The 13121-nt window shown below is 68.3% G+C and carries 10 protein-coding genes; all 10 read left to right on the top strand.

Going from position 1 to position 13121, the window contains the following annotated elements; translation table 11 throughout:
* Nucleotides 1–2 precede the first annotated feature (2 nt).
* The 10 genes from Q5722_RS05050 (at nt 3) to rpoB (ending at nt 13034) form a co-directional block, all read left to right on the top strand.
* Nucleotides 3–830 (top strand): MlaE family ABC transporter permease, encoded by an 828-nt coding sequence (locus Q5722_RS05050; RefSeq protein ID WP_305027120.1) that lies wholly within the window; start codon nt 3–5, stop codon nt 828–830.
* A 3-nt stretch (nt 831–833) separates the two neighbouring features.
* Entirely contained in the window at nt 834–2111 is a 1278-nt protein-coding gene (locus Q5722_RS05045) for an MCE family protein (RefSeq protein ID WP_305027119.1), read from the top strand.
* The gene (locus Q5722_RS05040; protein ID WP_305027118.1) at nt 2108–3145 is read left to right on the top strand and encodes an MCE family protein; all 1038 of its coding nucleotides are present in this window, start codon (nt 2108–2110) and stop codon (nt 3143–3145) included. Before Q5722_RS05045 ends, Q5722_RS05040 begins: the two co-directional genes overlap by 4 nt.
* The gene (locus tag Q5722_RS05035) at nt 3145–4131 is read left to right on the top strand and encodes an MCE family protein (protein ID WP_305027117.1); all 987 of its coding nucleotides are present in this window, start codon (nt 3145–3147) and stop codon (nt 4129–4131) included. Before Q5722_RS05040 ends, Q5722_RS05035 begins: the two co-directional genes overlap by 1 nt.
* The gene (locus Q5722_RS05030) at nt 4128–5252 is read left to right on the top strand and encodes an MCE family protein (RefSeq protein WP_305027116.1); all 1125 of its coding nucleotides are present in this window, start codon (nt 4128–4130) and stop codon (nt 5250–5252) included. The genes Q5722_RS05035 and Q5722_RS05030 overlap by 4 nt, the downstream gene beginning before the upstream one ends.
* Entirely contained in the window at nt 5249–6655 is a 1407-nt protein-coding gene (locus Q5722_RS05025) for an MCE family protein (protein ID WP_305027115.1), read from the top strand. Before Q5722_RS05030 ends, Q5722_RS05025 begins: the two co-directional genes overlap by 4 nt.
* Complete coding sequence (locus Q5722_RS05020; protein WP_305027114.1) at nt 6652–7935, top strand: MCE family protein; 1284 nt, start codon at nt 6652–6654, stop codon at nt 7933–7935. The genes Q5722_RS05025 and Q5722_RS05020 overlap by 4 nt, the downstream gene beginning before the upstream one ends.
* A 27-nt stretch (nt 7936–7962) precedes the next feature.
* Nucleotides 7963–8523 carry a hypothetical protein gene (locus tag Q5722_RS05015; protein WP_305027113.1) on the top strand — a complete coding sequence of 187 codons (561 nt, stop codon included), beginning with the start codon at nt 7963–7965 and terminating at the stop codon, nt 8521–8523.
* On the top strand, nt 8520–9383 hold the full coding sequence (locus tag Q5722_RS05010; RefSeq protein ID WP_305027112.1) for a J domain-containing protein: 864 nt from the start codon (nt 8520–8522) through the stop codon (nt 9381–9383). The genes Q5722_RS05015 and Q5722_RS05010 overlap by 4 nt, the downstream gene beginning before the upstream one ends.
* A gap of 189 nt (nt 9384–9572) precedes the next feature.
* Complete coding sequence (gene rpoB, locus Q5722_RS05005) at nt 9573–13034, top strand: DNA-directed RNA polymerase subunit beta (protein WP_305027111.1); 3462 nt, start codon at nt 9573–9575, stop codon at nt 13032–13034.
* The last annotated feature ends 87 nt before the right edge of the window (nt 13035–13121 follow it).

The raw sequence follows: 13121 nt of genomic DNA, 5'->3' as shown, positions 1-13121 counted from the left end.
TGATGGGTGCCCTGCTCGCGCTCCCGCAGCGCCTCCTCGGCTTCCTCGACCACCTCGGTGGCGAGCTGGCCTTCTACCTGCGCGCCCTCGCGTGGTCGCCGGTGGCGATCAAGCGCTGGTCGCGCGAGATCATGCGCCTCCTGGCCGAGGTGACCCTCGGCACCGGCGCCCTCGCCGTCATCGGCGGCACCGTCGGCGTCATCGTGTCGATGTGCTTCTTCACCGGCACCGAGGTCGGTCTCCAGGGCTATGCGGCCCTCAACCAGCTCGGCACCGGTGCGCTGACCGGCTTCGTCTCGGCATACTTCAACACCCGCGAGATCGCGCCGCTCGTGGCGGGCATCGCCCTCGCCGCGACCGTCGGCTGCGGCTTCACCGCCCAGCTCGGCGCCATGCGGATCTCGGAGGAGGTCGACGCCCTCGAGGTGATGGCCATCCCGTCGCTGCCGTTCCTGGTGACGACGCGGATCCTGGCCGGCCTCGCCGCGATCGTCCCGCTGTACGTCGTCGGCCTGCTGTCGTCGTACTTCGCGACGCGGCTGGTCGTCACGAAGGCCTACGGCCAGAGCGGCGGCGTCTACGACCACTACTTCCACGCGTTCCTGCCGCCCGGGGACGTCCTGTGGTCCTTCGGCAAGGTCCTCGTCTTCGCCGTCGTGGTGATCCTGATCCACTGCTATCACGGCTACACCGCCTCCGGCGGTCCGGCGGGCGTCGGCGTCGCGGTCGGCAAGGCGGTCCGGACCTCCATCGTGGCGATCAACGTGCTCGACCTGCTCCTCTCGATGGCCATCTGGGGCGCATCGACGACCGTGCGACTGGCGGGGTGAGCGATGTCCATCCTGCGCAGCCACCGCGTCATCGGCATCGTCTTCCTGGCGCTCATCGCCGCCTCGCTGTGGTTCACCTACGCGGTCTTCAGCCAGAAGTTCACGTCGTTCGACGAGGTGACGCTGAAGTCGTCGTCGATCGGTCTCCAGATGCCCCAGCGCGCGGACGTGAAGTACCGCGGCGTCATCGTGGGCCAGGTGCTCGACTTCAAGCCCGTCGACGGGGGAGCGGAGCTCACGCTCGGCATCGAGCCGGACCAGATGAAGACGATCCCGTCCGACGTCACCGGTTCGATCCTCCCCAAGACGCTCTTCGGCGAGAAGTACGTCTCGCTCGATGCTGCGGCCGGCGACACCTCGAGCCCGCTGAAGCCGCACGACGTGATCGCCCGCACGAAGGTGGCGACCGAGGTCGAGGAAGTCCTCTCCGACCTGCTCCCGCTCCTGCGCGCGGTCCAGCCCGAGCAGCTGAACTACACGCTCAACGCGCTGGCGACGGCCCTGGAGGGCCGCGGCCCGAAGCTCGGCCAGGGCCTGACCAACCTGGACAACTACCTCAAGCGTTTCAACCCCGAGGTCGACGACTTCATCACCGACATCCGCAAGACCGCGCAGGTCTCCGACCTGTACGCCGACGTGATGCCGCAGATCGCCACGATCCTGCGCAACACGGTCTACACCGGCAACACCCTGAAGACCCGCGAGGCCAAGCTGCAGAAGCTCTTCGGGGAGGTCTCGGCGTTCTCCGACACCGCCCGCAGCTTCCTGGCCGCCAACGAGAAGAACATCATCCGCCTCGGCCAGCTCAGCCAGGTCCAGCTCCGCCTGCTCGCCAAGTACGCCCCGCAGTACCCGTGCTTCCTCAAGGGCATGGAGCTGCAGAACTCCCAGATCCAGGACATGTTCCGGGGACACATGCTGCACATCAACGCCGAGCTGATCCCGCACCAGCCCCGCGGCTGGACCCCGGCGGACAAGCCGGTCAACGGCCTCGTCGGGAGCCCGTACTGCGGGCCGCTCCCGCGTGACACGACGGACCAGTCCCACATGATGCCGGCGCCGCCGAACTTCGACGACGGCGTCGACACCCCGACCGGAAAGGGCACCATGCGCGTGGCGCCCGCCACCGACGGCGACGCCTACAGCGGCACCTCGGCCGAGGCTGCGCTGCTCCGCTCGCTGCTCAGCCCCGTCGTCGGCACGGATGCCGCCGACGTCCCCGACCTCGCGGTCTTCCTGCTCGCGCCGATGGCGCGTGGCTCGGAGGTGAGCGTCCAGTGAGCCGCAAGGGACTCGACAAGCGCACGGCCCAGGACCTGGTCCGCCTCAGCATCTTCATGGTGATCACAGCGCTGGCGACCGGCCTGCTCGCGGTGACGATCGGCAACCTGTCGTTCCAGCCCACCGAGGACTACAAGGCCGTCTTCTCCGACGCGACCGGCGTCAACAAGGGTGACGACGTCCGCATGGCCGGCGTCAAGATCGGCAGCGTCAAGGACGTCAGGATCGTCGACCGCACGCACGCCGAGGTCGACTTCACCGTCAGCAACGACGTGCCGGTCACCGACGGCACCCACCTCACGGTCAAGTTCCGCAACCTCGTCGGCCAGCGCTACATCTCGATGACGCAGGAGGACGGCGCGACCGCGCCGCTGAAGGCCGGCACGACGGTCCCGCTCGACCGCACGACGCCGGCCCTGGACCTGACCGTCCTCTTCAACGGCTTCAAGCCGCTCTTCGCCGCGCTCTCCCCGCGCGACATCAACAAGCTGTCCTACGAGATCGTCCAGGTCTTCCAGGGCGAGGGCGGCACGCTCGAGGGTCTGCTCGGTGACACCGCGTCGCTGACGTCCACGCTGGCCGACCGCGACGAGATCATCGGCCAGCTCGTCGACAACCTCAACACCGTGCTCGCCCACGTGGGTGACCGCGACGAGCAGCTGAGCAGCCTGCTGAAGAGCTTCCGGACCCTGGTGGGCGGCCTGAACAAGGACCGCGACGCCATCCTCGGCCCGCTCGACAAGATCTCCGAGCTGTCGGTGCAGACCGCCTCGCTGGTCCAGGGCCTCCGCCCGGACCTGGTCGCTGACCTCAAGCAGCTGCGCCGACTGAGCACCAACCTCGACAGCAACAAGGGCGAGATCGACCGGGCCCTGCAGGTCCTCCCGATCAAGCTGACCAAGATCGGCCGCACGGCCACCTACGGCTCCTTCTTCAACTTCTACCTGTGCGAGTTCCGCGCACGGGTGAGCCTTCCGGGTGGTTCGCAGCTGCCGATCGACTACACCACGGCCGCGAAGAGGTGTGACCTCTGATGATCCCGTTCCGTGAGCGCAACCCCGTCACGATCGGTGCGGTCAGCCTCGCCGTGATCGCCACCGCGATGGTGGCGGCCTTCCGCGCCGACGACCTGCCGATCATCGGTGGCGGCGACACCTACTACGCCAGCTTCTCCGAAGCCGGTGGCCTCAAGCCCGACGACGAGGTCCGCATCGCCGGTGTGCGTGTCGGCAAGGTCGGCTCCGTCGAACTCGACGGCAACAAGGTCAAGGTCTCCTTCAAGGTCTCCTCCGGCGCCGACTTCGGCCCCGACACGGCCGCCGCCATCAAGGTCAAGACGATCCTCGGGCAGATGTACCTCGCCCTCCTGCCCGCAGGCTCGGGGCAGATGAAGGAGGGCACGACGATCCCGGTCGACCGCACCAGCTCGCCGTACGACGTGGTGGATGCGTTCGAGGGCCTGGCCAACACCAGCGACAAGATCGACACCGACCAGCTCGCCGCGTCGCTGCGCACGATCGCCGACCTGACCCGCAACACCCCGGAGGAGTTCCAGAAGGCGCTTGCCGGCGTCTCGGCCCTCTCGCAGAACGTCGCCAAGCGCGACGACCAGCTCAACACGCTGCTGAAGAACCTCAAGAAGGTCTCCGGCGTCCTCGACGACAGGGACCAGGACATCATCGGGCTGATGAAGGACGCCGACGTGCTCTTCCGTGCCGTCGTCGCCCGGCGCGAGGCCGTGCACAACCTGCTGGTGTCGACCGCGTCCCTTGGCAAGGAGCTCACCGCACTCGTGAAGGAGAGCCGCGCCGACCTCGCTCCCGCGCTCAGCCACACCGAGAACGTCCTCGACGTGCTCAACAAGAACCAGAAGAACCTCGACCAGTCGCTGCGCCTGATGGCGCCGTTCTACCGGGTCTTCGCCAACACGCTCGGCAACGGCCCCTGGTTCGACAACTACGTCCAGAACCTGCCGCCGGGTCCGCAGCTCCCGCGCGTCGCTCCGGGGGAGGGCCGATGAAGAAGTTCCTGATCCCCGGCATCATCGCGCTGCTGGTGCTCTCCACGGCGCTGGTGATGTTCAGCGGCTCCGACCGCAAGACGCTGGTCGCCCACTTCCCGCGCACCGTCTCCGTCTACGAGGGCAGCGACGTCCGCGTCCTCGGCGTCGGTGTCGGCACCGTCGACAAGGTCGAGCCCTCGGGCACCGACGTCGTCGTGACCATGTCCTACCCCTCCGACGTGAAGGTGCCCGCGGACGCCAAGGCCGTGATCATCGCCCCGTCGGTCGTCGGCGACCGCTTCGTCCAGCTCACCCCGGCGTACGACGGTGGCCCGACCCTGAAGGACCACGCCGTCCTCGACGAGTCGCGCACCTCGATCCCGCTCGACCTCGACCAGATCTACCAGAGCCTCGACAACCTGGTGACCGCGCTCGGTCCGGACGGTGCCAACAAGGACGGCGCGCTGAGCGACCTCCTCGTCCAGACCGCGAAGAACTTCAGCGGCCAGGGAGAGAAGTTCAACCAGACGGTCCACGACCTCTCGAAGCTGACCGGCACGCTCGACGACAACCGCGAGGAGCTCTTCGGGGCGGCGGCGAAGCTCGAGGCGTTCGTCAACACCCTGGCGAAGAACGACGGCACGGTGCGCAAGTTCAACCAGTCCCTCTCCGACGTCTCGGCCCTGCTGGCCGGCGAGCGCACCGACCTGGCGTCCTCGCTGCACAACCTCGCCGTCGCGATGGGGCAGGTGTCGACGTTCGTGAAGGACAACCAGGCTGCCCTGGGTCGCAACATCAAGGGCCTCAACAAGGTCGCGAAGGTGCTCGTGCGCCAGCGCGCGGCACTCGACGAGACCCTCACCAACGCTCCCGTCGCGCTGGTCAACCTGGGCCACGCCTACAACCCGCAGGCGGGCACGCTGGACACCCGCACGAACCTCGGCGAGGTGCTCAACCAGCTGACCGCCAGCCCGAGTGCGGTGCTCTGCGCCCTGACCAACAGCAAGACGGTCTGCAACCTGGTCAAGGGCGGCGGCCTGCAGCTGCCGGGTCTCCTCAGGGCCGGCGCGCTGCGGGGGGTCCCGTCCCCGCAGCCCTACGACCTGACCCTCGGCGGTCTCGTGGAGGAGGCCCGATGACGATGCCCCGCCTCCTGCGCCTCGTGGTCCTGCTCGCCGCGAGCATGCTCGCCCTCACGAGCTGTCGCTTCGACATCTACAGCCTTCCGCTGCCAGGTGGCGCCGACACCGGTGACAAGCCGATGACGCTGAAGGTCGACTTCGACGACGTCCTGGACCTCGTGCCCGAGTCGACGGTCAAGGTGGCCGACGTGAGCGTCGGCAAGGTGACCAAGGTCGACCTCCGGGACACCCACGCGGTGGTGACCATCGAGGTCAACCGTGACGTCGACCTCCCGGCCAACGCCGTCGCCTCGATCCGCCAGACCAGCCTGCTGGGCGAGAAGTTCGTGTCGCTGGCGCCGCCGGCGACCGGTGCCAGCGACGAGCGGCTGACCAGCGGCGCCGAGATCCCGCTGTCGCGGACCGGCCGCAACCCTGAGGTCGAGGAGGTGCTCGGTGCGCTGAGCCTGATCCTCAACGGCGGCGGTGTCGCGCAGCTGAAGACGATCTCCCACGAGCTGAGCCTGGCGCTGGAAGGTCATGAGGGGTCCGCCCGCTCGGTGCTCGACCAGCTCTCGGCGCTGATCGGCCGGCTCAACCAGCACAAGGGCGACATCGTGCACGCGATCGAGTCGGTCAACCGTCTCGCCGTGAACGTGCAGAAGCAGCTCCCGGCGATCGACGCGGCGCTCGAGCAGCTGCCGGGCGCACTCGACTCGCTCGACCGCCAGCGCGACGACCTGGTCAAGATGCTCAGGGCGCTGGCCGACCTGAGCGACGTCGGCGTGCGCGTCATCAAGGCGTCCAAGGAGGCGACCCTCGGGTCGCTGCACGACCTGGAGCCCGTGCTCCGCAACCTGGCCGACGCCGGTGACGCGCTGCCCAACAGCCTGCAGCTCCTCTTCACCTACCCGTTCACCGACTCGCTCGTCTCGCGTGACCCGCAGGCCGCGCGCGACCTGCAGATGGGCGACTTCGTCGACCTGTCGGTGCGGCTCGACATCGGCGCCGGTGTACTGACCAACGGTCCGCTGACGCCCGGTGAGCAGTGCATCAAGCTCGCGGACGCGAGCAAGTCCGGTGGCCTGATCGACCTCTCGAAGCTGTGCCAGGGAGCGCTCGACACCATCCAGAAGTGCTACTCCAGTCCGTCGCTGGCCAACTGCAACCTGATCAACGGTGGGCTCCAGACCACGCTGTGTTCCTCTGCGCCGCTCCCGCTGCTGTGCGGCACGACGTCGGGCACCGCCGGCGGCACCACGAGCACCACGCCGCTGCAGGACCTGCAGAACACCCTGGGTGGCCTGCTGAAGCGGGCCGCACCCGGGTCCGGTGGCACGGAGAGCACGACGTACGGGGAGCTGATGAAGCACTACGACCCTGACCTGGTGCGGCTGCTCGTACCGGGGGTGGCCCGATGATCACGCGACGCACGAAGATCCAGCTGATCGTCTTCGCCTTCATCACGCTGCTCGGTTGCACGTTCGTCGGCGCCAAGTACGCCCGCCTGGACCGGTTCTTCTACGACAGCGCGTACACCGTGACCGGGCACTTCGCGCAGTCCGGTGGCATCTACGCCGGCGCGGAGGTCTCCTACCGGGGCGTCCAGGTCGGCCAGGTCGAGAAGCTCGTCGCCACGCGCGACGGCGTCGACGTCGTCATGTCCATCGACAAGGGCCACGACACGATCCCGGCGGACACGCTCGCGGTGGTCGCGAACCGCTCCGCCCTCGGCGAGCAGTACGTCGACCTGCAGCCGCGCGTCGACGGGCGCCCGTTCCTGCACGACGGCAGCCAGGTCGTCGAAGCAGACACGCGTACGCCGATCGCCACCGCCACGCTGCTCGCCGACGTCACCCGCACCGTCGGGGGCGTCGACCAGGACGCGCTGAAGACGACCGTCAGCGAGCTGGGCCTGGCGTTCAAGGACACCGGCGACGACCTCGGCCAGCTCATCGACACCTCGGACCGCTTCCTGCAGACCGCGACGGACAACTTCGACGTCACCACCGCGCTGATCCGTGACGGACGCACGGTCCTCGACGGCCAGCTGGCCTCCGCCGACGCGATCAGGGGCTTCGCGCGCGACCTGTCGCTCTTCTCGACGACCGTCCGTGGCAGCGACAAGGACATCCGCACGCTCATCGACCGCGGCATCGTCACGGCGCAGACGCTGAAGGAGTTCCTGCACCACTACGGCGTCGACCTCTCCGAGCTGATCAACAACCTGGTCACCACCGGCGAGGTCGTCACGGCCCACCTCCGCGGCGTCCAGACGCTCCTCGTGGCCTACCCGCACGTGATCGAGGGTGGCTTCACCGTCATCGCCAAGGACCCCGGCGCCGGTGGCTACGCTGCCCACTTCGGCCTGGTCTTCACCCTGAAGCCGCCGGTGTGCCACCACGGCTATGAGAGCACCGACCGCCGTGGTGCCCTCGACGGCAGCAACCGTCCGATGGTGATGGACGCCCACTGCTCCGAGCCGGCCACCAAGTCCGACCCGCGCGGTGCACAGAACGCGCCGCGCGACCGCGTCGCGCCGGCGACCGACGGCTCGCCGGTCGTCGCCACCTATGACATGTCCACGGGTAAGGTCACCTGGACCGATGACGCACCGGCCGAGGCGCCGTTCGTCCCGGCACCGGCCGGACTCGGCGACGACTCGTGGAAGTGGCTCTACCTGCAGCCGCTCGGCCAGTGATGCCCCCGCTGCACAGGAAGTGACCAGATGACGCTCGAGCACGGCCCTGCCGCGCGCCCGGGGCGACGGATCCTGTTCGTCGCCCTCTGCCTCGCCCTCGCTGCCGCGCTCGCGGTGCTGGTGGTCCGGTCGCTCGACGCCCGCGGCTCCGAGCAGCCCGCGGGGGGAGGCCACGGAACCACGGCCGAGCGCGCGGCGGTCCTCGCCGTCGCCGGACGGTTCGCCAGGGAGATCGACAGCTACGGAGCGTCCGATCTCGGCCCCGACGGCACGATGCCGGCGTACCGCAAGGAGCTGGGGAGCATCCTGACCACCAAGTTCCGCACGGCCTTCGACCAGGAGGTCGAGCTCGCGGAGAAGGCGGTCGCCCAGACCGGGATCGAGGTCACCTCGCGCCTGGACGCCACCGGCGTCGTCTCCATCGACGGTGACCGGGCCACGGTCCTCGCCGCGTGGGAGCGGACGGCCAGCTATCCGAAGACCGCGGCCGCAGCCCCCGTCCTCAAGCGCGCGTCCATCACGCTCGTCAAGGTCAAGGGCCAGTGGCTGGTCGACGACTTCACGACGGTGACGGGGGAGGGCCAGTGAGCACCATCGACCTGTACGCCGTGCTGGGGGTGGCCGCAGACGCGTCCACCGACGAGATCCGGGCGGCCTGGAAGCGCGCCGTCGCCGACCTGGACCCGACGGACCCGAAGCTCAACGTCTTCAACCAGGCCGGCGCCGTCCTCCTCGACGACGAGCGGCGCGCCCGCTACGACGCCGAGGTGGCGGCTGCTGCGGCGGACGCCGACGATGCGCCCGAGGGCGGCGCACCCGAGGACCGCGAGGTGTCCTCGGGACCGTCCGAGCCGACGCCGACGCCGATGCCGACGCGGGACGCCGCGGTGGCCCAGCCGGTGCCCACGATGCCGGTCGACGCGGCCGGGCAGCAGGCGCCGCGGGAGGTCTCGACCGGCCTGCTCGCGCTCGTCGGCGCACTGGTGGTCGCGGCCGTGCTGGCGGCGATCTTCGCCGCAGGCCCGATCGGCCGGGCCCTGCCCGACCGAGGCGTGCCGGCCTCCGAGCAGCGGCTCGGTGACGCTGTCTCCGCAGCCGAGAAGGCCGCCGTCCCGGTGCTCTCCTACGACTACCGCCACATGGCGCAGGACGAGAAGGCCGCGACGGCGCAGATGACCCCGGCGTTCGCGAAGAGGTTCGAGAGCCTCTTCGCGCTCATCGAGCAGAACGCTCCGGCCACGCAGTCGGTCGTGACCGTCCAGGTGATCGGGTCGGCGCTCGCTGCGTCCACCGCGGACACGGTCGACGTGCTGCTCTTCGTGAACCGTCCGACGACGAAGAAGGGCCAGTCCGAGCCGGTCGTCTACAAGGACTTCGTGACCCTCACGATGCGCGAGAAGGGCGGCCGCTGGCTCGTCGACTCGCTCAAGGCCGCCCCTCCTGCTTGACCCGGGCGCCCTCGGCGTTCATCATCGTCGTACCTTCCCGGAATTTTCCCGGTTGAGGGTTTGAGACGCGTGTGCGCGTCAGGTAGTCTGCTTCTTTGCGTCTGCCCTCATATGCGTCCGGCCTGCACGGTGGCTGGTTCGTGGTCGGTTGACGCCGCCAAATCACGCGTTCCCTCAGAAGGACACCTCTTGGCCGCGCGCAGCTCCGCTGGTAACCCCCGTCGCATCTCCTTCGCGAAGATCACCGAACCTCTCGAGGTCCCGCAGCTCCTCGCCCTCCAGACCGACAGTTTCGACTGGCTGGTGGGCAACGAGAAGTGGCAGGACGTCGTCCAGCGTCGCATCGACGCTGGCGAGGACGTCTCCACGAAGTCGGGTCTGACCGAGATCTTCGAGGAGATCTCCCCGATCGAGGACTTCTCCGAGACGATGTCGCTCTCGTTCGAGAACCCGGTCTTCTACGACCCCAAGTACACGGTCGAGGAGTGCAAGGAGAAGGACTTCACCTACTCCGCGCCGCTCTACGTCTCGGCCGAGTTCACCAACAACGAGACCGGCGAGATCAAGGGCCAGACGGTCTTCATGGGCGAGTTCCCGCTCATGACCGACAAGGGCACCTTCGTGATCAACGGCACCGAGCGTGTCGTCGTCTCCCAGCTCGTCCGCTCGCCGGGTGTCTACTTCGAGCGCACCGCCGACAAGACGTCCGACAAGGACATCTTCACGGCCAAGGTCATCCCGTCGCGTGGCGCCTGGCTCGAGTTCGAGATCGACAAGCGCGACATGGTCGGCGTCCGCCTCGACCGCAAGCGCAAGCAGAACGTCACCGTGCTGCTCAAGGCCCTCGGCTGGACCAACGAGCAGATCCGTGAAGAGTTCGGCCAGTACGAGTCGATGATGCTCACCCTGGAGAAGGACAACACCCAGGGCGAGGACGACGCGCTGCTCGACATCTACCGCAAGCTGCGTCCGGGCGAGCCGCCGACGCGTGAGGCTGCGCAGACGCTGCTGAACAACTACTACTTCAACCCCAAGCGCTACGACCTGGCCAAGGTCGGTCGCTACAAGATCAACAAGAAGCTCGGCCAGCACGAGGCGTTCGACCAGCAGACGCTGACCATCGACGACATCGTCGCGACCATCAAGTACGTCGTGGCGCTGCACGCCGGCGAGACCCAGCTGCCGGGCCTCAACGACGAGCCGATCGACGTCCTCGCGGACGACATCGACCACTTCGGCAACCGTCGCATGCGCACGGTCGGCGAGCTCATCCAGAACCAGCTCCGCACGGGTCTGGCCCGCATGGAGCGCGTGGTCCGTGAGCGGATGACGACGCAGGACGTCGAGGCGATCACGCCGCAGTCCCTGATCAACATCCGTCCGGTCGTCGCGGCGCTGAAGGAGTTCTTCGGCACCTCGCAGCTCTCGCAGTTCATGGACCAGACCAACCCGATCGCGGGCCTGACGCACAAGCGTCGCCTCTCCGCGCTCGGCCCGGGTGGTCTCTCCCGCGACCGCGCCGGCATGGAGGTCCGAGACGTCCACCCGTCGCACTACGGCCGCATGTGCCCGATCGAGACGCCGGAAGGCCCGAACATCGGTCTGATCGGCTCGCTCGCGTCGTACGGACGGATCAACCCGTTCGGCTTCGTCGAGACGCCGTACCGCAAGGTCGAGAACGGTGTCGTCACCGACCAGATCGACTACCTCACCGCTGACGACGAGGACCGCTACGTCATCGCGCAGGCCAACGCCGTGCTCGACGCCAACGGCGCCTTCGCCGAGGACCGGGTGCTCGTGCGCCTGCGCCAGGGCGAGGTCTCCGAGGTCCCCGGCGCCGACGTCGACTACATGGACGTCTCGCCGCGCCAGATGGTGTCGGTCGCCACCGCGCTGATCCCGTTCCTCGAGCACGACGACGCCAACCGTGCCCTCATGGGCGCGAACATGCAGCGTCAGGCCGTCCCGCTCATCAAGAGCGACAGCCCGATCGTCGGCACCGGCATGGAGTTCCGCGCCGCCGTCGACGCCGGTGACGTGGTCGTCGCCTCGAAGGCCGGTGTCGTCAAGGACGTCTCCGCCGACCTCGTCGAGGTCATGAACGACGACGGCACGTACTCGTCGTACCGCATGGCGAAGTTCAAGCGCTCCAACCAGGGCACCTGCATCAACCAGCGCCCGCTGGTCAGCGAGGGTGACCGCCTCGAGGTCGGCTCGCCGATCGCCGACGGCCCCTGCACGGACAACGCCGAGATGGCGCTGGGCTCCAACCTCCTGGTCGCGTTCATGACCTGGCAGGGTCACAACTACGAGGACGCGATCATCCTGTCGCAGCGCCTCGTCCAGGAGGACGTCCTCACCTCGATCCACATCGAGGAGCACGAGGTCGACGCCCGTGACACCAAGCTCGGCCCCGAGGAGATCACCCGGGACATCCCGAATGTCTCCGAGGAGGGCCTGGCCGACCTCGACGAGCGCGGCATCATCCGCATCGGCGCCGAGGTCACCACCGGTGACATCCTCGTCGGCAAGGTCACCCCGAAGGGTGAGACCGAGCTGACCCCGGAGGAGCGCCTGCTCCGCGCGATCTTCGGTGAGAAGGCGCGCGAGGTCCGCGACACCTCGATGAAGGTCCCGCACGGCGAGTCCGGCACGGTCATCGGCGTCCGCGTCTTCGACCGCGAGGACGGCGACGAGCTGCCGCCGGGCGTCAACCAGCTGGTCCGCGTCTACGTGGCGCAGAAGCGCAAGATCTCCGTGGGTGACAAGCTCGCCGGCCGTCACGGCAACAAGGGCGTCATCGCGAAGATCCTGCCGGTCGAGGACATGCCGTTCATGGAGGACGGCACCCCGGTCGACGTCATCCTCAACCCGCTCGGTGTTCCGCGTCGTATGAACATCGGCCAGATCCTCGAGCTCCACCTCGGCTGGCTCGGCAAGCAGGGCTGGCACATCGACGCCGACCTGCGGGACGAGGAGTGGGCCAAGCGCCTCATCGAGATCGGTGCCGACGAGGCCGCCCCGGGCACGAAGGTCGCCACGCCGGTCTTCGACGGTGCGCGCGAGGACGAGATCATCGGCCTCCTGGGCCAGACGACCCCGACCCGCGACGGCGTCCGCCTGATCGACGGCACCGGCAAGGCCCGTCTCTTCGACGGCCGCTCGGGCGAGCCGTTCCCGGAGCCGGTCTCGGTCGGCTACAAGTACATCCTCAAGCTGCACCACCTCGTGGACGACAAGATCCACGCGCGCAGCACGGGTCCGTACTCGATGATCACCCAGCAGCCGCTCGGCGGTAAGGCCCAGTTCGGTGGCCAGCGCTTCGGTGAGATGGAGGTCTGGGCGATGGAGGCGTACGGCGCCGCCTACGCCCTGCAGGAGCTCCTCACCATCAAGTCCGATGACGTCCCGGGCCGCGTGAAGGTCTACGAGGCGATCGTGAAGGGCGAGAACATCCCCGACTCGGGCATCCCGGAGTCGTTCAAGGTTCTCGTCAAGGAGATGCAGTCGCTCTGCCTCAACGTGGAGGTCCTCTCGCAGGACGGCTCCATGATCGAGCTGCGCGACGCGGACGAGGACGTGTTCCGGGCTGCGGAGGAGCTGGGCATCGACCTGTCCCGCCGCGAGAACCCGAGCGTCGAGGAAGTCTGAGCGTGACGGTGGTACGCCGGCCTCACCGGTCGGCGTACCGCCTCCCTCGGTCCATCATCTTTTTTCTTCAGTACTAACGAAGGACAG

The organism is Nocardioides jiangxiensis (assembly GCF_030580915.1).
In the GTDB taxonomy this organism is placed as follows: domain Bacteria; phylum Actinomycetota; class Actinomycetes; order Propionibacteriales; family Nocardioidaceae; genus Nocardioides; species Nocardioides jiangxiensis.
This window is presented reverse-complemented; position numbering and strand designations above follow the sequence as displayed.

Coding starts and splice junctions, on each gene's coding strand:
- Q5722_RS05050 (WP_305027120.1), top strand. CDS start 3: ATGGGTGCCCTGCTCGCGCTCCCGCAGCGCCTCCTCGGCTTCCTCGAC.
- Q5722_RS05045 (WP_305027119.1), top strand. CDS start 834: ATGTCCATCCTGCGCAGCCACCGCGTCATCGGCATCGTCTTCCTGGCG.
- Q5722_RS05035 (WP_305027117.1), top strand. CDS start 3,145: ATGATCCCGTTCCGTGAGCGCAACCCCGTCACGATCGGTGCGGTCAGC.
- Q5722_RS05030 (WP_305027116.1), top strand. CDS start 4,128: ATGAAGAAGTTCCTGATCCCCGGCATCATCGCGCTGCTGGTGCTCTCC.
- Q5722_RS05025 (WP_305027115.1), top strand. CDS start 5,249: ATGACGATGCCCCGCCTCCTGCGCCTCGTGGTCCTGCTCGCCGCGAGC.
- Q5722_RS05020 (WP_305027114.1), top strand. CDS start 6,652: ATGATCACGCGACGCACGAAGATCCAGCTGATCGTCTTCGCCTTCATC.
- Q5722_RS05015 (WP_305027113.1), top strand. CDS start 7,963: ATGACGCTCGAGCACGGCCCTGCCGCGCGCCCGGGGCGACGGATCCTG.